We start from the raw sequence: 19,985 nt of genomic DNA on the forward strand, positions 1-19,985 counted from the left end.
CTGCGTCGCTGGCATCGGAACGCCCGCGCATCCTTCGAGGCTCCCGGCGCGCTGCTTTGCATCGCGCCACTCGCACCTCAGGATGACGCTCTCTCTAAGCCAGCGCAAGCTAACGCTCTTTCGTAGCCGTCACCCTGAGGTGGCCGCTTCTTCAGCGGCCCTCGAAGGGCGGCGGCGTTCTACGAACGCTTCAGCCATTCCAGCACGCCCCTGCCCACCGCAGCCCCCGTCGCGAACGAGGCCTGCAGCAGGTAGCCGCCGGTCGGCGCTTCCCAGTCCAGCATCTCGCCGGCGGCGAACACGCCGGGCAGCTTGCGCAGCATGAAGCGGTCGTCGAGCTCGTCGAAGGTGATCCCGCCCGCGGTCGAGATCGCGCGCTCGATCGGGGCGACGCCTGTGAGCTGCACCGGAATGGCGTTGATCAGCTGCGCAAGCTCCGCCGGCGCGAACGAGGCCAGCGGCCGCCCCGACGCAATGGCGGCTTCCTGCATCAGGCCGATGCCGACCGGCGTCACTTGCGCCGCCTTGCGCAAAAAGTTCGCCAGGGATTGCTTGCCGCGCGTGCCCGATAGCCGCGTCGTCAACGCGCCGGTATCGAGGTCGGGCCGCAACGCGATCATCAACGTCGCCTGGCCAAGACCCAGCACCGCCTCCCGCAACTCCGCCGACAGCGCGTAGACCGCGCCGCCTTCGATACCGCTGCGGGTGATCATGGCTTCGCCGCGCACCGTGTGTGCGCCGACCGTCAGCGCCACGCCCTTGAGCGGCTGGCCCTCGAAGCGATTGCGGAACACATTTGACCACGCGACCGTGAAGCCGGAATTGGCGGGCCGCAGTCTGGAAATGGCAACGCCCCTGGCAGCGAGGAGCTCGACCCAGCCGCCATCCGAGCCGAGCCGCGGCCAGCTTGCACCGCCGAGCGCGAGGACCGCGGCGTTGGCAACGACGGCTACCTCGCCATTGGGCGTTCGAAACCGCAGCCGCCCCTCGGCGTCCCAGCCGGTCCAGCGATGCCGGAAGGCAAACCGCACGTCGCTGGCATCGAGGCGCCGCAGCCAGGCGCGCAGCAGCGGCGAGGCCTTGAACGCCTTCGGAAACACCCGACCGCTGCTGCCGACAAAGGTCGGCTCGCCCAATGCTTCGCTCCACGCCCGCAACGCCTCGGGCGAAAACGCCGCGATCGCCGCTTGCAGCCTCGGTGCCGCCTCGCGATAGCGCGCCATGAACTGCGGCAACGGCTCGCTGTGGGTGAGATTGAGCCCGCCCCGGCCCGCCATCAGGAATTTTCGACCGGCGGACGGCATCGCGTCGTACACGGTGACGCGGCCGCCGCCCTGCGCCAGCACCTCCGCCGCCATCAGCCCGGCGGGACCGGCGCCGATGACGGCGATGTCGTTATGGGTTGAGGTCATGGCGGGAGTTTAAAGCAAGCTGAACGCCAAAGAACAGGTCGTCATGCCCGGCTTGTCCCGGGCATCCGCGCGAGCCACGCGGGCGGTGCCAAGAACGTGGATGGCCGGGACAAGCCCGGCCATGACGAACAGAGTGGTTCCGAATTCAAGCTGCGTGCGCCCCGGAATGACGGTGGGGTTAGAGCTTGATCCCCGCCCGCGCCGCGGCCTGCGCCACGTATTTCTGCGTCTGCTCGAACGCGCCGGTCAGCGCCTTAGCCTTCGACATGTCGCTGATCTCGGCGAAATGCGCGGCGATGGCGTCGGGCGTCCATTCGGACTCCGGCAGGTTGATGCCTTCGCTCTCCAGGATCTTGATCACGGCGAAGGAGCCGGCGCCGGCCCCCATGATGGTGCGGGTCGGGGCGTCCTCGCTCAGCATGTACTCGACCGCCGGCGTGATCGCGTTCGGCTTCATCAGCTGCAGCGCCTGCGGCGGCAGCAGCTCCTCGGTCATGCGGGTCGCCGCGGTCGGCGAGATGATGTTGACGCGGATGTCGTTCTTGCGGCCCTCTTCCGCGAGCACGTTCATCAGGCCGACCATGCCCGACTTCGCCGCGCCGTAATTGGCCTGGCCGAAATTGCCGTAGAGGCCGGAGGACGAGGTCGTCAGCACGATGCGGCCATAGTTGCGGTCGCGCATGCCGGCCCAGGCCGCCTTGCAGCAATAGAAGGTGCCGACGAGGTGCACGTCCAGCACCTTCTGGAAATCGGCGGCGTCCATCTTGCCGAACGACTTGTCGCGCAAAATGCCGGCATTGGCGCACAAGAGGTCGACGCTGCCCCATTCCTTGGTGGCGCGCTCGACCATGGCGGTGACCTGCTCGAAGTTCGAGACATCAGCGCCGTCGGCCATCGCCGTGCCGCCAGCCTTGCGAATTTCCTCGACCACGGCTTCGGCCGGCGACAGCGAACCACCGGTGCCGTCGCGCGCGCCGCCGAAATCGTTGACCACAACTTTCGCGCCGCGGCTGGCCAGCCCCAGCGCATGCGCCTTGCCAAGACCATTGCCCGCGCCGGTGACGATGGCGACGCGTCCGTCGAACCTGATTGCCATGAGTGCGATTCCTGCTTCTTCTTCCTTCTCCCCTTGTGGGAGAAGGTGGGATAGGCGGCCTCCGGCCGCCGTTCTTGAGAACGCCGACGCGTAGCGTCGGCTACGGCGCCGGATGAGGGGTTTTCTTCTACAAGCGAGTCCGCGGAGAGAGACCCCTCACCCGGCTTCGCATTCGCGAAGCCACCCTCTCCCACAAGGGGAGAGGGTGACACCGTGCTTTGGGTCGCTTTTTGAGCAGCGATAAATGTCCGGGTCAAGCCCGACCATGACGGGCGCAGTTACTCGAAATAGATCAGACCCAGCCACTCCGCGACCAGCGCGGGCTTGTCCTCGCCTTCGATCTCGACCGTGACGTTGGTGCGGGACTGCAATTCGTTCGGCTTGCGCAGCTTGGCTTCCGCCAGCACGAAGCGGCCGCGGATACGCTTGCCGGCGCGAACCGGCGAGATGAAGCGCAGCTTGTCGAAGCCGTAATTGACGCCCATCGTGGTGCCCGCGATCACCGGCATCACCTCGTAGGACATGATCGACAGCAGCGACATCGTCAGGAAGCCGTGCGCGATGGTGCTGCCGAACGCGGTCTCTTTCCTCGCGCGTTCCGGATCGACATGGATGAACTGGTGATCCTCGATCACGTCGGCATAGGTGTCGATGCGGGGCTGGTCGATCAGGTGCCACGAGGACACGCCAATCTCCTTGCCGACCATGGCCTGATACGCCTCGAGCGTGATCGGCGGCTTCTTCCAGACTTCGTTCACTTAGGTCTCGCTCCGTGTCTTTAACAACTCCGAAAAATCCTCCTCGCGGAATTCCCGGCCGCGCAGCGGATCCTCGCGATCGTCGTCGCGTTCGAGCCGTCGTAGCTGCACGCGACGGATTTTGCCAGAGATGGTCTTCGGCAGCTCGGTGACGATTTCGAGGCGGCGGACGCGCTTGAACGGGGCAAGCCGCGTATGCAGATGCCTGAAGATGGAGAGCGCCGTTTCCGGCGTCCGCTCCGTGCCCGAGGTCAGCAGCACGAAGGCTTTGGGAACGGCAAGGCGGATCGGGTCCGGGCTCGGGACGACCGCAGCTTCCGCGACGAGCTCGTGCTCGAGCAGCACGCTCTCGAGCTCGAACGGGCTGATGCGGTAATCGGATGACTTGAACACGTCGTCGGAGCGGCCGACGAAGGTGAGATAGCCCTCGTCGTCCTCGAACACGACGTCGCCGCTGCGATAGAGCTCGCCTTCGGCGCCGGACAGCTTGCCGTCGTCGCCCTGGTAACCCTGCATCAGGCCGGCGGGCCGCTCGGCCCCGAGCACCAGCGTGACCTCGCCTTCCCTGGCGGCATGGCCGTCGGCGTCGCTGATCTGCACGCGATAGCCCGGCAGCGGCCGGCCCATCGATCCGATCTTGATCTTCTGGCCCGGCGAGTTGCCGGCCAGCGCGGTGGTCTCGGTCTGGCCGTAGCCGTCGCGGATGGTGAGGCCCCAGGCCGCCCGCACCTGGTCGATCACTTCAGGGTTGAGCGGCTCGCCGGCGCCGCAGACCTCGCGCAAGCTCACCTTGAACGCGGCCAGGTTCTCCTGGATGAACAGCCGCCACACGGTCGGCGGCGCACAGAGCGTGGTGACGCCGCAGCGGCCGATGGTGGCGAGCAGGCCTTTCGCATCGAAGCGCGGCTGGTTGACCACGAACACGGTCGCGCCCGCATTCCACGGCGCGAAGAAGCAGCTCCAGGCGTGCTTGGCCCAGCCGGGCGAGGAAATGTTGAGATGGACGTCGCCGGGCTTCAGCCCGATCCAGTACATGGTCGAGAGATGGCCGACGGGATAGCTGCGCTGGCTGTGCCGGACGAGTTTTGGTTTTGCCGTCGTGCCCGAGGTGAAATAGAGCAGCATCGGATCGTCGGCGTTGGTCGGACCATCAGCTGCAAAACTGTCGGAAGCCTTCGCCGCGTCATCGTATGACAACCATCCGTCGGAGGCGGCGCCGACTACGATGCGAACGATGTTTTCCGCACCAAGGCTCGCAAACTTCGCGACCTGATCCTGGGCGGCAATTACTGCCTTGGCCTTGCCGCGATCGAGCCGGTCGCGCAGCTCATCCGCGGTGAGCAGCGTGGTCGCGGGAATCACGACGACGCCGAGCTTCATCGCCGCGAGCATGGTCTCCCACAGCGGAACCACATTGCCGAGCAGCAACAGCAGATGGTCGCCGCGCTGCAGGCCTTGCGCGCGGAGAAAATTCGCGACCTGGCTGGAGCGCTTGGAGAGCGCCGCAAAGGACAGCTTTGTCTGGCGATCCTGTGCGGCATCGACGATCCAGAGCGCGGGACGATCCCTGCTCTCCGCATTGGTTGCCAGTTCGGCGTCGAACCAGTCGAGCGCCCAGTTGAAGGGCACCGGATCCGGCCAACGGAAGCCTTTGACCGCCGTCTCGTAATCCGTGCGATGTTGCAGAAGGAACGCGCGCGCTTCCTGGAATGTCGTCATCAAGCTTTCCCGGCTAGACTCCTAACGTGCTTGATAATTCCGGAAAAATCCACCCCACCCTGGCCGGCTGCGTCGAAAGACTGATAGATCTCCTGCGCATGCTTGCCGAGCGGCGTGGCCGCGCCGGCAGCCTTGGCGGCATCCTGCGCCAGCGTCAAATCCTTCACCATCAGCGCCGAAGCGAAGCCCGGCTTGTAGTCGTTGTTCGCGGGCGAGGTCGGCACCGGACCCGGCACCGGGCAATAGGTCGTCAGCGACCAGCACTGGCCCGAGGAGGTCGAGGCGACGTCGAACAGCGCCTGATGCGAAAGGCCGAGCTTCTCGCCGAGTGCAAAGGCCTCGCTGACCGCGATCATGGAGATGCCGAGGATCATGTTGTTGCAGATTTTTGCCGCCTGGCCGGCGCCGGCGCCGCCGCAATGCACGATCTTCTTGCCCATGTTCTCCAGCACCGGCTTGGCCGCGGCAAATGCCTTCTCCTCGCCGCCGCACATGAAGGTGAGCGTCGCGCCCTTGGCGCCGCCGGTGCCGCCGGAGACCGGCGCGTCGACCGAGAGCACGCCGTTCTGGGCGGCCAGTGCATGCGCGGCCCTCGCACTCTCGACGTCGATGGTGGAGCTGTCGATGATCAGCGCGCCCTTGGTCATGGCGGGCACGACCTCGTTCCAGACGCCGAGCACGTGCTTGCCCGCGGGGAGCATGGTGACGACGACATCGGCGCCCTTCACCGCGGCGGACGCGCTGTCGGCAATGTTGGCGCCATCGGCCTTGGCCTGACTACGCGAGGCTTCGACGAGGTCGAATGCCACCACCTTGTGGCCGGCCTTGACGAGGTTGGCCGCCATCGGCCCACCCATGTTGCCGAGACCGATGAATGCGATCGTGGCCATTGTCGTTTCCTCCGCTGTCGCGTTGTTAGTTGAACTTTAGTTCGTCGGTACCGATCTCGGCGAGATATGGCGCCAGCATCTCCGGCGTCACATCCTCGATTCTTCGCGGCGACCAGGTCGGGTTACGGTCCTTGTCGATCACGGCGGCACGCACGCCCTCGCGAAAATCGTCGCTGCGGAAGACTTCGAGTGCGGCGCGGTATTCCCGCACCAGACACTCCTCCAGGCTCGATGAAGCGCGCGCGAGCCGCAAGAGCTTCAACGTCACCACCATGCCGCGCGGCGATTTTTCGCTGAGCGTCTTCAGCGTCGCCAGCGCAAATTCGGAGCCGTCGCGCTCGAGCGCCGCAACGATGTCTTCCATGCGGTCAAAGCCGAACAGCGCGTCGATGATGGGCTCCTTCGCGGCCACCGGCCCCGCGGTCTCGCCGGTCGCAAAGCCGCCGATCAGCTTGCTGACGTCGGCGGCGGTCGCGCCGGAACGCAGCTTGGTCAGGGCCTCGCGCAGCTCCGGCAACTTCAACGCCGGAACGACCCAGTCAGCGAACCTGGCATGGATCGCATCCGGCCCGTTCATGGTCTGGCCAGTCAGCCCGAAATAGGTTCCGATCTCGCCCGGCGAGTGCGACAACAGATAGGTGCCGCCGACATCGGGGAAGAAGCCGAGGCCGACTTCGGGCATGGCCAGCTTGGTGCGATCCGTGACGACGCGATGGCTGGCATGGGCAGACAGACCGACGCCGCCGCCCATCACGATGCCGTCCATGAAGGCGACATACGGCTTCGGGAATTTCTTGATCCGGGCGTTGAGGATGTATTCCTCGCGCCACAGGATCTTGCCGAGGTCGCCGTTCACCTTCGAGCTCTCCCAGAGCGCGCGGATGTCGCCGCCGGCGCAGAGGCCGCGTTCGCCGGCACCTTCCAGCACGATCACGGCGACGGCCGGATCGGTCTCGAAGCGGTCGAGTGCCTTCTCGATGTCGCGAAACATCTCCAGCGTCACGGCATTGATCGCCTTGGGACGGTTGAGCCTGATGATGCCGGCCGCCCCCTCGACGCGGGCGATGAGATCGCCCTCTTCCACCCCGCTCATCGCGCGCCCTCGATCAGTTTGCGCGCCACGATGAGCCGCATGATTTCGTTGGTGCCTTCGAGGATCTGGTGCACGCGCAGATCGCGCACGATCTTCTCGATGCCGTACTCGCTGAGGTAACCGTAGCCGCCGTGAAGCTGCAGCGCGTGGTTGGCGACCTCGAAACCGACATCGGTGCCGAAGCGTTTTGCCATCGCGCACAGCATGGTGGCATCGGGATCCTTGCGGTCCAGCGCCGCGGCAGCCCGCCACAAAAAGGTGCGCGCGGCCTCGAGCTCGATCGCCATGTCGGCAAGGCGGAATTGCAGCGCCTGGAATTCGTCGAGGCGCTTGCCGAACGCCTTACGCTCCTTCATGTAGGCGCGCGCCTTGTCGAGCGCGGTCTGTGCGCCGCCGAGCGAGCACGCCGTGATATTGAGGCGGCCGCCGTCGAGGCCGGCCATCGCGATCTTGAAGCCGACGCCCTCCTCGCTCAGGCGATTGGCAACAGGCACGCGGGCGTTCTCAAACATCACCGCACGGGTCGGTTGCGCGTTCCAGCCCATCTTGCGCTCGTTGGCGCCGAAGGAGACACCCGGCGTCTTGCCGTCGATGACGACGGTCGAGATGCCGCCCGGACCGTCACCCCCGGTCCGCACCATCGCCACCAGCAGATCGGTGCCGCCGGCGCCGGAGATGAACTGCTTCTGACCGTTGAGGACGTAATGGTCGCCGTCGCGCACCGCGCGGGTGCGCAACGCTGCCGCGTCCGAGCCCGCGCCCGGCTCGGTCAGGCAGTAGCTTGCGATCAGCTCCATGGTGCAGAGTCTTGGCAGCCATTGGTGGCGCTGGGTGTCGCTGCCGTAGGCGTCGATCATCCAGGATGCCATGTTGTGGATGGAGATGAAGGCCGAGGTGGTCGGGCAGCCCGTCGCCAGCGCCTCGAAGATCAGCGCCGCGTCGAACCGCGTCATCGCGGATCCCCCGACATCGTCGCGGATATAAATGCCGCCCATGCCGAGCGTCGCGGCTTCGCGCATGACGTCGACGGGGAAATGCTTCTCCTCGTCCCAGCGCAGCGCATGCGGCGCGATCTTTTCCGCCGCAAACGCCAGCGCCATGTCGCGAACCGCGATCTGATCCTCGTTCAGAGCGAACTGCATGCTGCCGCCTACCCTTTCACTCCACCGTCATTGCGAGCGCAGCGAAGCAATCCAGCATCCTTCGAGGAGACAGTCTGGATTGCTTCGTCGCAAGGGCTCCTCGCAATGACGACTGAGGGAGTTTACTTCATCAGCGGGATCGAGAACTCCGCACCTTCCTTGACGCCGGACGGCCAGCGCGACGTCACCGTCTTGGTCTTGGTGTAGAAGCGGACCGAGTCCGGGCCGTGCTGGTTGAGATCGCCGAAGCCCGACTTCTTCCAGCCGCCGAACGTGTAATAGGCGATCGGCACCGGGATCGGCACGTTGATGCCGACCATGCCGACGTTGACCCTGGCCGCGAAATCGCGCGCGGCATCGCCGTCGCGAGTGAAGATGGCGACGCCGTTGCCGTAGTCGTGCTCGGAAGGCAACGCGAGCGCTTCCTTGTAATCATGTGCGCGCACGACCGAGAGCACCGGGCCGAAGATCTCTTCCTTGTAGATCCGCATGTCCTTGGTGACGTTGTCGAACAGCGAGCCACCGAGATAAAAGCCCTTCTCGTAGCCCTGCATCTTGAAGCCGCGGCCGTCGACGGCGAGCGTCGCGCCTTCCTTGATACCGATGTCAATGTAGCTCTTGACCTTCTCGACCGCCTCGCGCGTGACCAGCGGGCCGTAATCGGCGGACGGATCGATCGAGGTGCCGATCTTCAGGCTCTCGACGCGCGGGATCAGCTTTTCCATCAGCCGGTCGGCCGTGGACTTGCCGACGGGGACCGCGACCGAGACGGCCATGCAGCGCTCGCCGGCGGAGCCGTAGCCCGCACCGATCAGCGCGTCGACCGCCTGGTCCATGTCGGCGTCGGGCATGATGATGGCGTGGTTCTTGGCGCCGCCGAAGCACTGGCAGCGCTTGCCGGTTTGCGCGGCGCGCTCATAGATGTACTGCGCGATCGGGGTGGAGCCGACGAAGCCGATGGCCTTGATGTCGGGGTCGTCGAGGATGGCGTCAACCGCTTCCTTGTCGCCGTTGACGACGTTGAGGATGCCGGCCGGCAGGCCTGCTTCCATCATGAGTTCAGCGAGCAGCATCGGCACGCCCGGATCGCGCTCCGACGGCTTGAGGATGAAGGCGTTACCGCAGGCGATCGCGGGCGCGAACTTCCACATCGGGATCATCGCCGGGAAGTTGAACGGGGTGATGCCGGCGACGACGCCGAGCGGCTGGCGCATCGAATAGATATCGATGCCGGGACCGGCGCCCTCGGTGTATTCGCCCTTCATCAGATGCGGGATGCCGCAGGCGAACTCGGCGACCTCGAGGCCACGCTGGATGTCGCCTTTGGCGTCCGGCACGGTCTTGCCGTGCTCGCGGGCGAGCAGCTCGGCGAGCTTGTCGTAATCGCGCTGCACCAGCTCGAGGAACTTCATCATGACGCGGGCGCGACGCTGCGGGTTGGTGGCGGCCCATTCGGGCTGCGCGGCGCGCGCGTTCTCGACGGCGGCGCGAACCTCGGCCTTGGACGCCAGCGCGACCTTGGCCTGGACGTCACCGGTCATCGGCTCGAAAACGTCGGCGGTGCGATTTGAGGTGCCCTTGACCTCCTTGCCACCGATGAAATGTCCGATTGAACGCATGGAATGATCTCCTGAGGTCGAGCTTGAACGCTTTGACAAATCCTATCGACCTGCATTTTATAGGATTCAAGTCTGAGATATTGCACCATAGATGTGCGAAAATGCTGGATCAAGGCGCTATCGATTGGGACGACTTTCGCTTCGTGCTGGCCATCGTGCGGGGCGGCTCGGTCTCGGCTGCGGCAAAACAGCTGGGCGTCGACCATGCCACGGTGATCCGCCGGGTTGACCGGCTGGAAAGACACCTCTCGGCAAAATTGTTTGACCGGCGCAAGACCGGCTACCTCCTCACCGAGGCCGGCCAGCGCGTCGCCGACAGCGCCGAAGCCATGGAATCGACCATCGTCGCCAACCAGGAGCAGGTCGGCGGCTCGGTGGCGCGGCTGACCGGCACGGTCCGGATCGGGGCGCCTGATGGCTTCGGCACCGCCTTCCTGGCGCCGCGGCTGGCGCCCTTCGCCGACCGGTATCCCGATCTCGATCTGCAACTGGTGGCGACCGCGCGGCTGTTCAGTCTCTCCAAGCGCGAGGCCGATATCGCCATCAGCCTGACCATGCCGAAGGAAGGCCGCATCGTCGGCCGCAAGCTGCTCGACTACCGCCTCGGTCTCTATGCCGCGCCCGCCTATCTCGACCGCTTCCCAAAGATCACCTCGCGCGAGGTGCTGCCGCAGCACCGCTTCGTCGGTTACATCGAGGAGCTCTTGTTCACGCCGGAGCTCGATTATCTGCCGCAGGTGTCGCCGCGGATCTCCGCGCGCTTTCGCAGCGCCAATCTGATCGCCCAGCTCAACGCCACGCTCTCCGGTTTCGGCATCGCGGTGCTGCCCCACTTCATGGCGAACGACTATCCGCAACTCGTTCCGGTGCTGCCCGACGAGATCTCGATCACGCGCACGTTCTGGATGCTGATGCACGCCGACAGCAAGGACCTGGCGCGCATACGCGCGGTGGCGGACTACATCGGCGAGATCGTGGAGCGCGAGCGGGCGCTGTTCGCGGGGCGGTAGCACCGGTCTCGTAGGGTGGGCAAAGCGCAGCGTGCCCACGTCAACCCGCACAATGGAAAGATGGTGGGCACGGCGCTGATGCGCCTTGGCCCACCCTACGGCACCTGGTTCCTGGCCTTTTTCGCGGCCACCGCTTTCGGCTCGCGCCTGGTGGCACCGAGCGCGCTATCCCGGCCCGCCTTCAACACCTCGTCGGACAGCTCGCTGGAGCCAGCGACACGCGCGAGCAGCATGGTGCCGGCCATCGTCGCCAGCGTCGCGATCGCCTGCTTGCGTGCGGCCTTGCGCGGCAGGTTCGGGATGTAGTCCGCCAGCTGCTCGATCATCTCGTCGAGCTTGCCGGCAAAGGCCTTGCGCGCCTTTGGGCTCTCGCGGGCGATCTCGGCGCCGAGGGCGGGAATCGAGCAGCCATGGCCGGGATTGTCGCGATGCAGCGCCGAGAGATAGGCCTCCGCGATCAGCACCAGCCGCTTTTCCGGCGAAACCTCGTCGGTGATCTTGCGCCAGTGCTCCATCGAGCGGTCCATCGCATAACCGAACGCCTCGATCACCAGCGCCTCGCGGGAATCGAAATGCGCGTAGAAGCCGCCATGGGTCAGGCCGGCCTCCTTCATGAGGTCGGCGACGCCGATGCCGTGGGCGCCCTTCTCGCGCAGCCGCACGGAAGCCTTCTTGACGATGCGGTCGTGGGTTTCCTGCTTGTGTTCCCGGGAATAGCGCATGCGGGTCTCATTGGATGTCGGAAATCATCTCATAACACGCGGAGGCGGAAATGGGTGCATTAATTCATGTTAAGTTGCTCCCGATCATCGAAAAGGTTGCGGTTGCATGCACCGCTAGAGCGCCCTTGCCGTCCCGGACGAAGCCTTCGGTGTAGCTGGTCTGCCGCCCCAGCTTGATCACCTTACCTTCGGCCGAGATCGGCCCGGAACGGACCGAGAGCGGACGCAGGAACGCCAGCTTCAGCTCCAGAGTCACCGAGCCCTGGCCGGCCTCGAGCCGGGTCGAAATGGCGCAGCCCATGGCGGTATCGAGCAGCGCCGCGGCGGTCGCGCCGTGGAGGAGGCCAATGGTGTTTTCGAGATCCTCACGCGGCTCCAGTTCCATGACGATCCGGCCCGGCTCGACCACGGCCATGGTGAAGCCGATCAGTTTCGCGAAAGGCGGCGGCGGCAGCCGGCCGTCGCGAATGCCCAGCATGGCGTCCATGCCGGACAGCCCCATGGCCGCTCTCGCCACCGGCGCGGGCGCCTGCCAGTCCACCACGCGCTCACGCCGCTGCGCCGGCGAAAACAGGTTGAGTTGATCGATGTCAGTCATAGCCGCCTCTTTGTATTATTCCTGTCATACTATGTCGCGGACTTCGCCCTGGCAACTGCCGGCTTGACAAGCCCGGGGTTTCGGCCCGGAAGTGACATCGCCCCCTGCGCCTCATGCGCACCCACCAAAGCCGATCGAGATCTCACGATGGAAATGCTCAACACCCATTGCGGCGTGACGCGCGATGCGCGCGGCGTCGTCCATGTCGCGATCTGCAACGCCGGCCCGCTCAACATTCTCGGCTCGAAGGTGACCGACGCCGTGCGCGAGGGCTTGCAGCAGCTCAGCTCCGACCGCAGCATCCGCGTCGCGGTGCTGCGTGGCCAGAGCGAGAGGAGCATGATCGGCGGCGCCGACATCAAGGAGATGGCAAAACTCGACCAGCCCTCGGCCGAGGCCTTCATCAGCCGCCTGCGCGATCTCTGCGAGGCCGTGCGCGCCTTTCCCGCCCCGGTCATCGCTCGGATGCCCGGCTGGTGCCTCGGCGGCGGGCTGGAAGTAGCGGCGGCTTGCGACTTCCGGATCGCCGCCCACGACGCGCATTTCGGCATGCCGGAGGTGCGGGTCGGCATCCCCTCGGTGATCCACGCAGCCCTGTTGCCGCGCCTGATCGGCTGGGCCCGCGCGCGCTGGCTGGTGATGACGGCGGAAAATATCGACGCAGCCACCGCGCTGGCCTGGGGCCTCGTCGACAAGGTCGCGCCGGAGGGCGGGCTCGATGCTGAGGTCGAGCACCTCGTGAAGGCGTTGCTCGCATGCGGCCCCGAGGCGCTGCGCTCGCAGAAGGCGCTGCTGCGGCAATGGGAGGAGCTGCCGCTGACGGAATCGGTGAATCTGAGCGTGAAGGTGTTCGGGGAGTCGTTCCTGACCGACGAGCCGACGCGGCTGATGGGCGCCTTCGTGAACCGGAAGCGGTAGACTTGATCCACTCCAACGGTGTCATGCCACGGCTTGACCGGGGCATCCAGTACGCCGCAGCGCCAGTTGCAAAAGCGGATTCTCCAACGCAGGCCTCTGGGATACTGGATCGCCCGCCTTCGCGGGCGATGACAGCGAGGGGCTGAACGACCAAATCTCATCCTCATCACGACATTTTCTCATCCCCGCCGCGGTTGCATTTCCTGCGTTGCATCATATGATGACCATCATCTTTCTGATTACCGCCAGGGAGTTCCGTCATGGCCGAAGCCGCCGATCCCGTCGTCATCGTCTCCGCCGCCCGTACCCCGCTCGGCCGCTTCATGGGCGAATTGTCGCCGCTTGCCGCGCACAAGCTCGGCTCGCACGTGATCGGGGCCGCACTGGAGCGCGCCAGGCTCGCGCCGGAGAAGGTCGACGAGGTCTTCATGGGCTGCGTGCTGCCGGCCGGACAAGGCCAGGCGCCGGCGCGGCACGCAGCGCCGGTTTGCCCGACGCCACCGGCGCCACCACCGTCAACAAGGTCTGCGGCTCCGGCATGAAGGCGACCATGCTGGCGCACGACATCATCCGCGCCGGTTCGGCCGAGATCGTCGTCTCCGGCGGCATGGAGAGCATGAGCAACGCGCCGTATCTGCTGGCCAAGGCGCGCGGCGGCTATCGCGTCGGCCATGACCGCATCATCGACCACATGATGATGGACGGGCTGGAGGATGCCTATGAGAGCGGCCGCTCCATGGGCGATTTCGGCGAGGCGACGGCAGAGGCCTACCAGTTCACCCGCAAGGACCAGGACGCCTATGCGATGGAGACGCTCACCCGCGCCCGCAAGGCGGTCGAGGGCGGCGCGTTCAAGGCCGAGATCGCGCCGATCACGCTGACCGAGAAGGCAGGCCCGCGCGTGGTCGCCAATGACGAGCATCCGTTGAAGGTCGACCCCGCCAAGATCCCGGGCCTCAAGCCGGCATTCCGCGCCAACGGCACCATCACGCCGGCGGCCTCCTCCGCCAATGCCGACGGCGCGGCGGCGTTGGTGCTGACGAAACGCTCGCTCGCCGATCGGAACGGCCTGCCGGTTCTCGCCGAGATCAAGGGCCATGCCACCCACAGCCAGGAGCCGCAATGGTTCACCACGGCACCGATCCCGGCGATCCGCAAGCTGTTGGACAAGGTCGGCTGGGCCGCCTCCGATGTCGACCTGTTCGAGATCAACGAGGCCTTCGCCGTTGTGGCGATGGCGGCGCAGCGCGATCTCGGCATTCCCCGCGACAAGCTGAACGTCAACGGCGGCGCCTGCGCGCTCGGCCACCCCATCGGCGCCACCGGCGCGCGTTTGATCGTGACGCTGCTGCATGTGCTCGAGGCTCAGAACCTCAGGCGCGGTGTCGCCGCGCTGTGCATCGGCGGCGGCGAAGCCACGGCAATCGCCGTCGAGCGGCTGGCCCGCTAACGTCAATGTCCGAAATTGAGGGAAGTATGACATTTTAGACTTCCCTCGTCTGTGCCAGATTGCAACGATGATGCGGGTCCTTCTGGGGCTCGACAACCATGATTGAGGCCCGATGATCTCGAACTGGCTCGCGGCGGCACTGTCCCGCCGCAACATCCATTACGGTTGGGTGATGGTCGGCGTGACCTTCCTCGCCGCGCTGATAAGCGCCGGCACGGTCGGCGCGCCCGGCGTGTTCATCGTGCCGCTTCAGAAGGAATTCGGCTGGAGCACGGCGGAAATCTCCTCGGCGCTATCGATCCGCTTCATCCTGTTCGGACTGATGGCGCCGTTCGCGGCCGCCCTGCTCAACCGCTATGGCCTGCGCAACGTCACGCTGGCCGCGCAGCTGATCGTGGTCTCGGCACTCGTAGCCTCGCTCGGCATGACCGAGGTCTGGCAGCTCATCGCGCTGTGGGGCGTCGTGATCGGCATCGGCACCGGCATGACCGCCTTGGTGCTGGGCGCGACGATCGCAACGCGCTGGTTCGCGGCAAGGCGCGGCCTCGTGGTCGGCATCATGACCGCGAGCGTCGCCACCGGCCAGCTCGTGTTCCTGCCGCTGCTGGCAAGCCTGACCGAACGTTACGGCTGGCGGCTCGCGCTCGGTTTGGTCTGCATCATGCTCGGCGTCTCCGCACTGGCCGTCCTGCTCGCAATGCGCGACCGGCCGAGCGATGTCGGGCTGCGCCCGTTCGGCGACGAAGGCACCGACCCCCTGCCCGCGCCGCCCGTCAGCCACGGCTCGATCACGGCGGTGGCGCTCGGCACGCTGCGTGACGCCTCGAAATCGACCGCGTTCTGGATCCTGTTTGCGACCTTCTTCGTCTGCGGCGCCTCGACCAACGGTCTCGTCCAGGTGCACCTGATCCCGATGTGCCTCGATTTCGGCATCCCGCAGGTGCAGGCGGCGAGCCTGCTCGCCGCGATGGGCATCTTCGACTTCTTCGGCACCATCATGTCGGGCTGGCTGTCGGACCGCTACGACAACCGCTATCTGCTGTTCTGGTATTACGGCCTGCGCGGGCTCTCGCTGATCTTCCTGCCCTTCAGCGATTTCTCGTTCTACGGCCTCTCCGTCTTCGCGATGTTCTACGGGCTCGACTGGATCGCAACCGTGCCGCCCACGGTGCGGCTCACCGCGCAAAAATTCGGGCCCGAGCGCGCCAATCTGGTGTTCGGCTGGATCTTCGCCGGCCATCAGCTCGGCGCCGGCGCCGCAGCGTTCGGGGCAGGCTTCTCGCGAACCGTCTATCAGAGCTACCTGCCCGCCTTCTTCATCGCCGGCGCGCTCTGCGTGTTCGCCGCGCTGATCGTGCTGGCGCTGTCGCGGCAACCGAAGCCGCAAGCCGCGGTGGCGTAAGACCGCACAAGCATGTCTCCCCGGTGCGACGTACACCGGCAGGACAGAGGGCTCGCAACTCTCTCCTCCTCGTCATTGCGAGCGCAGCGAAGCAATCCAGGACTGGTACCGCGGAGAGATTCTTGCGGGGCGTCCCGTAGCAACGCACCCCTGTGGCCATCCTTCGAGACGCCCGCTTCAGGCGGGCTCCTCAGGATGAGGATCGCCTGCGCGGCTACAGCTTCAACGAGCGCCGACGCTGATTAGCCTCATCCTGAGGAGGCGCGGCAGCGCCGTCTCGAAGGAGGAGGCGTGCGCGCAGGCCGCCGCAGCGGGTCATGTGCTCTTCCCTACCCCGGACCCGGCATGTTGCCTGCGAACTGCGGATAGCACTCGCGCAGCTCCTCGCGGATCCGGCCCCGGATCAAGGCCAGTGTCGCCTCGTCCGGCGACGGCGTCGTGACCTCACATTGCTCGTTGTCGTACACAAAGCCCGTCGTGCCGCGAATGTCGCGCCAATCATATCCGGGATGCGTGCTCTCGAGGCGAAAGCGTCCCGCCTCGCGCTTGAAGGAAAACAACGCCGCATTGGTCAGCAATGCGTGAGGGCCACCGCGCCGATAGACCGTCTCGTCGGTGACGCCGGGCGCAGACACGAAGTCGACGCGCTCGACCAGGGATCGCAGGCTGTGCTCTTCCCGGAACAGGATGACTCGCGGAACGAGGAAATAAAGGTAGGCGGAGCCGAACGAGCCGGGCCATCTGACCGGATTGTTCGGATAGTCGCCGGTGCCGACGAGATTGACGTTGCCCTGGCCGTCGATCTGGCCGCCGCCGAGAAAGAAGGCGTCCAAACGTCCCTGCGCCGCGCAATCGAACAGCTCCTCGGCACCGCCGGTGAACGAATTATGCTTGACCGACCCGAGGATCGAGACCTGCACGCGCTCCAGTCCGTCACGCTCGTTGAGCGCGCGCAACAGCATTGCTCCCGCCGCCGGCATCGGCGAGGATTGACCGACCGCAACATGCCGCACGCCCTTCAGCAGCCGCGAGATCGTGTAGATCATCAACTCACGGCTGGTGCACGGCTCGCTCATGCCGCGCTCCTCGAACCCCGGATGTAGGCCTGGAAACCTTCCGGCGAGCGCGCCGCGCGCGCGTATTTCTCGACCTCCTGCCCGTCCCGGGGATATTCGGCGTAGAGCCCGGTGGGCCACCCGCCGTTCTTCAGCTGTGCCACCGCGCTCACGTAGATCGCCGGCAGGACGCCCGCGGCCATCTTCTCGTCTTCGAGCAACGAGACCTCGGAAATGCGCTCGACGGTCACGAAGGCCTGCTTCGACGCGTGCGCGAGCAACATCACCTCGCGCCGGCGCCCCAGCCGGACGTTGCCGAACCGGTCCGCTTCAGGCGCATGAAACAAGGCGATGTCGGGCTGGATCGCCGAGACCACCACGATCTTCTCACCGTCGTCGAACGGATTGGACACCACCTTCCAGTCGTCCCGTCTCTTCAGGACGTCACTGCCGATGATGCCGCGGATCGGCATGAACGGAACGCCCTTCTCGGCGGCCGTGAGCCCAGCGAACACCGCTGGACAGGTCGCGTCGCGAAGGCGAATGGATCCGTCGCGGACAGCCCGGCTGAAACACGGCGCGCCACCCGCTTCGCCGAGACTGACGGCGCTGGTCTCCAGCGTCGCCACGGCACCCGCGCCGATGAGCATATCGACCTGCATGCCGCCGATCGGCGCACAGACCACGTGCAGATCGCGGATGCCGCGATCGATCAGCATCCGAACCAGTCCCGGCGCCGCAGCATAGTCGTCCGGTGCAAGACCAAGCTTGCACCCCGACGGTATCATCTCCGCCATCTTCTGCGGCGTTACGAAGTCCGTCATCTCTTCATACCTCCCATCGATTTCCAATCAAGCCGACGACCGAACAGGATCGATTTCGCGATCGGTCCGCAGCATCTGATCCTGTGGCCCCCGATCGCGAACATCCGGACCCGGTCAGCCGCGCCCCATGCTGTAGAATTCCGCGTTTGGACGCATGCTGGTGACGTTGGCAAGCCGGTTGGAGAGGCCGAAGAAGGCCGTGATCGCGGCAATGTCCCAGACATCCTCTTCCGTGAACCCGTGCGATTTCAGCGTGGCGAAATCGGATTCGGAAACCTTGTAGGCCTCCGTCGAGACGCGGACGGCGAAGTCGAGCATCGCCTTCTGCCGATCCGTGATATCGGCCTTGCGGTAGTTGACCGCGACCTGATCGGCGACCAACGGATCCTTGGCGCGGATGCGCAGGATCGCACCATGCGCGATGACGCAATATTGGCATTGATTGAGATTGCTGGTCGCAACCACGATCATCTCCCGCTCGGCCTTGGTGAGGTTGCCCGGCTTGTCCATGAGCGCATCGTGGTAGGCGAAGAACGCGCGAAACTCGTCCGGCCGGTGCGCGAGCACGAGAAAGACGTTCGGAATGAAGCCGGACTTCTCCTGGACGGCCAGGATACGGGCCCGAATGTCGTCTGGCAGGTCGGCGAGATCAGGGACAGGAAAGCGACTGATGGCAGGTGCCTGGGTCATGGCCTGAATATCCTTGGGGCTTCCTTGGGGCTATTCTATGGGACTCCCCCTCGCCTTCTTCATGTCCTTGGGCCCGGGTCATTGCAAGAAATCCACGGGGTGAATGCGTCGAGCGCGTCGGGGCGTCGTTCCTTGCAATCAATGCCCGCTTCGATGTCGTAAGGCAATGCAGGTTGCTGTAGACCAGCCCCGCGCGCAGGTGACGGTCCGCTCAGGATGGGGCGACGCAGCATCCGGGTTCGTCGAGACGTGGGCCGCGCACCCGATCCTCATCCTCAGGGCCCGCCGGCGGCCGGCGTCTCGAAGGATGGGCGCAAGCAAGACCTGCTCCAATATGCAATAGCCCTGCCCGCTCGCGCGAGACTAACAGGTCTTCTGCTGCAAATGCTGGACGCAGGTACAGGTGGTCACCCCCGCTCCATATTTCACGTCGTAATAGGGAGGGCTGGAGGAGCCGCCCGGGCCGTTGGTCGAGCAGCGCGGGAACAGGTAATAGCTGTCGGACAGCTTGACGGTGCCCGCGATGGTGAAGCCGAGATTGGGCGTGTAGTCGTAGGACACCTCGCTCAGGATGAGGGAGATGTTGGCATTGGTGGTGCCGCCCGGCGCGGTGAAGGACGACAAGGTCATGGAGGAGCCCTTCGTTCTCGCGGCTGACGTGTTGGTCGACGTGCTCCATTGCACCGTCGCATTGCCGCTGCTGTCGGTCGAGACTTCCGAGACGGTGATCGTCATCAAGGACGTGCCGCCGTTCTTGATGGGATATGGCGCCATGATGGCACTCGCAGCCGCGAGGATGCCGTCCATCTGGGTCGTGCTGACGGCCGTGTTCTGCGTGATCATGTCGGCAACACTGTGCGCGGTCGCGCTGACCTTGACGTTCATGGAGAGCGCGTTGCCGAGCTCGACGCCGCCGACATAGAGCAACAGCATGAACGGCGTCACGATGGCGAACTCGGTCGCTGCAACGGCGCGGACATCGGTCAACAGGTGACGGGCGCGAGACGACAGGGCGGAGATCATCAGGTGGCTCATGGCTCGTTCTGGAACGCGGCGGACGACATGATCAGCCGGTTACCGTTGCTGAGGTTCGAGAGGTTGAAACCGAGCGGACCGAGGACGACCGGCCACTCGTACATGATGCGGAGCACGACGATATCGCCCGGCTGGCCGGGGTTGTATTGCCAGACATTGGAGACCTTGCCCGAGCCATCGTAGGTCAGGGTTGGCATCCCCGTGTTCGCGGACGTCCACGAGGTCGCCACCTGCAGGTCGACCATCAGACCGCTGCAGTTGAACAGGATCAAGATCTGGTCGCAGACCTTCTGCTTGAAGACGGCCTGGGTCATGTTCGCGGACTGGACCTGTCCGGTCATGACGAGGCGCGCCGACTGGCGCACGATGGATTCGAGCGTCTGCTGGGCGAAGAAGACCAGAAAGGTCTGGATCAGCGCAATGACGAGGGCGAGGAACGGCGCAGCGACGAGCGCGAACTCGACCGCCGTGGCGCCCCTGCTGTCCCGCGCGAAAGCAGCGCAGCGATCGCGGCGTCTCCTCATTGTGGCGGCGGATCCGGACATGGCCTCT

The 19,985-nt window shown here is 65.5% G+C and carries 17 protein-coding genes and 2 pseudogenes; 4 read left to right on the forward strand and 15 right to left on the reverse strand.

The window, feature by feature from the left end:
• Window positions 1-179: 179 nt before the first annotated feature.
• The 8 genes and pseudogenes from E4K64_RS12630 to E4K64_RS12665 all read right to left on the reverse strand — a co-directional run bounded on the left by E4K64_RS12630 (window position 180) and on the right by E4K64_RS12665 (window position 9,729).
• Window positions 180-1,412 (reverse strand): BaiN/RdsA family NAD(P)/FAD-dependent oxidoreductase, encoded by a 1,233-nt coding sequence (locus E4K64_RS12630; RefSeq protein ID WP_135163797.1) that lies wholly within the window; start codon window positions 1,410-1,412, stop codon window positions 180-182.
• 178 nt (window positions 1,413-1,590) lie between these two features.
• Window positions 1,591-2,508, reverse strand: coding sequence for an SDR family NAD(P)-dependent oxidoreductase (locus E4K64_RS12635; protein WP_135163798.1), 918 nt, complete (start codon window positions 2,506-2,508; stop codon window positions 1,591-1,593).
• Between the two features lie 278 nt (window positions 2,509-2,786).
• Window positions 2,787-3,266, reverse strand: coding sequence for a MaoC family dehydratase (locus E4K64_RS12640; protein ID WP_135163799.1), 480 nt, complete (start codon window positions 3,264-3,266; stop codon window positions 2,787-2,789).
• Window positions 3,267-4,985: an AMP-binding protein gene (locus E4K64_RS12645; RefSeq protein ID WP_135163800.1), complete on the reverse strand. Its 1,719-nt coding sequence runs from the start codon at window positions 4,983-4,985 to the stop codon at window positions 3,267-3,269.
• Window positions 4,985-5,887 (reverse strand): annotated as a pseudogene (gene mmsB / locus E4K64_RS12650) (3-hydroxyisobutyrate dehydrogenase); the annotation flags it as partial. The pseudogene mmsB and the gene E4K64_RS12645, both read right to left, overlap by 1 nt.
• A 13-nt stretch (window positions 5,888-5,900) precedes the next feature.
• Window positions 5,901-6,968, reverse strand: coding sequence for an enoyl-CoA hydratase/isomerase family protein (locus tag E4K64_RS12655; RefSeq protein WP_135163802.1), 1,068 nt, complete (start codon window positions 6,966-6,968; stop codon window positions 5,901-5,903).
• Window positions 6,965-8,110, reverse strand: a complete 1,146-nt coding sequence (locus E4K64_RS12660) for an isobutyryl-CoA dehydrogenase (protein WP_135163803.1) — start codon at window positions 8,108-8,110, stop codon at window positions 6,965-6,967. The genes E4K64_RS12655 and E4K64_RS12660 overlap by 4 nt, the downstream gene beginning before the upstream one ends.
• 122 nt (window positions 8,111-8,232) lie before the next feature.
• Window positions 8,233-9,729, reverse strand: a complete 1,497-nt coding sequence (locus E4K64_RS12665; RefSeq protein WP_135163804.1) for a CoA-acylating methylmalonate-semialdehyde dehydrogenase — start codon at window positions 9,727-9,729, stop codon at window positions 8,233-8,235.
• 101 nt (window positions 9,730-9,830) lie between these two features.
• Between E4K64_RS12665 and E4K64_RS12670 the strand changes: the two genes are divergently transcribed.
• Complete coding sequence (locus tag E4K64_RS12670) at window positions 9,831-10,739, forward strand: LysR family transcriptional regulator (RefSeq protein ID WP_126261121.1); 909 nt, start codon at window positions 9,831-9,833, stop codon at window positions 10,737-10,739.
• Between the two features lie 95 nt (window positions 10,740-10,834).
• On the opposite strand, the gene E4K64_RS12675 is transcribed toward E4K64_RS12670, so the two are convergent.
• Window positions 10,835-11,461, reverse strand: a complete 627-nt coding sequence (locus E4K64_RS12675; RefSeq protein ID WP_135163805.1) for a TetR/AcrR family transcriptional regulator — start codon at window positions 11,459-11,461, stop codon at window positions 10,835-10,837.
• A gap of 64 nt (window positions 11,462-11,525) precedes the next feature.
• Window positions 11,526-12,059, reverse strand: coding sequence for a PaaI family thioesterase (locus tag E4K64_RS12680; protein ID WP_135163806.1), 534 nt, complete (start codon window positions 12,057-12,059; stop codon window positions 11,526-11,528).
• 147 nt (window positions 12,060-12,206) lie between these two features.
• Here E4K64_RS12680 and E4K64_RS12685 point away from each other — a divergent pair, with 147 nt between their 5' ends.
• The 3 genes and pseudogenes from E4K64_RS12685 to E4K64_RS12695 all read left to right on the forward strand — a co-directional run bounded on the left by E4K64_RS12685 (window position 12,207) and on the right by E4K64_RS12695 (window position 15,829).
• On the forward strand, window positions 12,207-12,977 hold the full coding sequence (locus E4K64_RS12685) for an enoyl-CoA hydratase (RefSeq protein ID WP_135163807.1): 771 nt from the start codon (window positions 12,207-12,209) through the stop codon (window positions 12,975-12,977).
• Window positions 12,978-13,300: 323 nt separating this feature from the next.
• Window positions 13,301-14,427 (forward strand): annotated as a pseudogene (locus E4K64_RS12690) (acetyl-CoA C-acyltransferase).
• Window positions 14,428-14,539: 112 nt separating this feature from the next.
• Window positions 14,540-15,829 (forward strand): MFS transporter, encoded by a 1,290-nt coding sequence (locus E4K64_RS12695; protein ID WP_135163808.1) that lies wholly within the window; start codon window positions 14,540-14,542, stop codon window positions 15,827-15,829.
• Between the two features lie 329 nt (window positions 15,830-16,158).
• On the opposite strand, the gene E4K64_RS12700 is transcribed toward E4K64_RS12695, so the two are convergent.
• From E4K64_RS12700 to E4K64_RS12720, 5 genes are all read right to left on the reverse strand, one after another.
• Window positions 16,159-16,905 (reverse strand): CoA-transferase, encoded by a 747-nt coding sequence (locus tag E4K64_RS12700; RefSeq protein ID WP_135163809.1) that lies wholly within the window; start codon window positions 16,903-16,905, stop codon window positions 16,159-16,161.
• Entirely contained in the window at window positions 16,902-17,708 is an 807-nt protein-coding gene (locus E4K64_RS12705; protein ID WP_135163810.1) for a CoA transferase subunit A, read from the reverse strand. Before E4K64_RS12705 ends, E4K64_RS12700 begins: the two co-directional genes overlap by 4 nt.
• A 114-nt stretch (window positions 17,709-17,822) precedes the next feature.
• Window positions 17,823-18,398, reverse strand: a complete 576-nt coding sequence (locus E4K64_RS12710) for a peroxidase-related enzyme (RefSeq protein ID WP_135163811.1) — start codon at window positions 18,396-18,398, stop codon at window positions 17,823-17,825.
• Window positions 18,399-18,761: 363 nt separating this feature from the next.
• Complete coding sequence (locus E4K64_RS12715; RefSeq protein WP_135163962.1) at window positions 18,762-19,421, reverse strand: TadE/TadG family type IV pilus assembly protein; 660 nt, start codon at window positions 19,419-19,421, stop codon at window positions 18,762-18,764.
• Window positions 19,422-19,429: 8 nt separating this feature from the next.
• Window positions 19,430-19,978: a TadE/TadG family type IV pilus assembly protein gene (locus E4K64_RS12720; protein ID WP_126261129.1), complete on the reverse strand. Its 549-nt coding sequence runs from the start codon at window positions 19,976-19,978 to the stop codon at window positions 19,430-19,432.
• Between the last annotated feature and the right edge of the window lie 7 nt (window positions 19,979-19,985).

The sequence above is a fragment of the Bradyrhizobium frederickii genome, assembly GCF_004570865.1.
Taxonomy (GTDB): Bacteria; Pseudomonadota; Alphaproteobacteria; order Rhizobiales; family Xanthobacteraceae; genus Bradyrhizobium; species Bradyrhizobium frederickii.

Excerpts from the sequence above, each read along its gene's own strand:
- E4K64_RS12630 (WP_135163797.1), bottom strand. The coding sequence starts at position 1,412 with ATGACCTCAACCCATAACGACATCGCCGTCATCGGCGCCGGTCCCGCC.
- E4K64_RS12635 (WP_135163798.1), bottom strand. The coding sequence starts at position 2,508 with ATGGCAATCAGGTTCGACGGACGCGTCGCCATCGTCACCGGCGCGGGC.
- E4K64_RS12645 (WP_135163800.1), bottom strand. The coding sequence starts at position 4,985 with ATGACGACATTCCAGGAAGCGCGCGCGTTCCTTCTGCAACATCGCACG.
- E4K64_RS12655 (WP_135163802.1), bottom strand. The coding sequence starts at position 6,968 with ATGAGCGGGGTGGAAGAGGGCGATCTCATCGCCCGCGTCGAGGGGGCG.
- E4K64_RS12660 (WP_135163803.1), bottom strand. The coding sequence starts at position 8,110 with ATGCAGTTCGCTCTGAACGAGGATCAGATCGCGGTTCGCGACATGGCG.
- E4K64_RS12665 (WP_135163804.1), bottom strand. The coding sequence starts at position 9,729 with ATGCGTTCAATCGGACATTTCATCGGTGGCAAGGAGGTCAAGGGCACC.
- E4K64_RS12670 (WP_126261121.1), top strand. The coding sequence starts at position 9,831 with ATGCTGGATCAAGGCGCTATCGATTGGGACGACTTTCGCTTCGTGCTG.
- E4K64_RS12675 (WP_135163805.1), bottom strand. The coding sequence starts at position 11,461 with ATGCGCTATTCCCGGGAACACAAGCAGGAAACCCACGACCGCATCGTC.
- E4K64_RS12680 (WP_135163806.1), bottom strand. The coding sequence starts at position 12,059 with ATGACTGACATCGATCAACTCAACCTGTTTTCGCCGGCGCAGCGGCGT.
- E4K64_RS12685 (WP_135163807.1), top strand. The coding sequence starts at position 12,207 with ATGGAAATGCTCAACACCCATTGCGGCGTGACGCGCGATGCGCGCGGC.
- E4K64_RS12695 (WP_135163808.1), top strand. The coding sequence starts at position 14,540 with ATGATCTCGAACTGGCTCGCGGCGGCACTGTCCCGCCGCAACATCCAT.
- E4K64_RS12700 (WP_135163809.1), bottom strand. The coding sequence starts at position 16,905 with ATGAGCGAGCCGTGCACCAGCCGTGAGTTGATGATCTACACGATCTCG.
- E4K64_RS12705 (WP_135163810.1), bottom strand. The coding sequence starts at position 17,708 with ATGACGGACTTCGTAACGCCGCAGAAGATGGCGGAGATGATACCGTCG.
- E4K64_RS12710 (WP_135163811.1), bottom strand. The coding sequence starts at position 18,398 with ATGACCCAGGCACCTGCCATCAGTCGCTTTCCTGTCCCTGATCTCGCC.
- E4K64_RS12715 (WP_135163962.1), bottom strand. The coding sequence starts at position 19,421 with ATGATCTCCGCCCTGTCGTCTCGCGCCCGTCACCTGTTGACCGATGTC.
- E4K64_RS12720 (WP_126261129.1), bottom strand. The coding sequence starts at position 19,978 with ATGTCCGGATCCGCCGCCACAATGAGGAGACGCCGCGATCGCTGCGCT.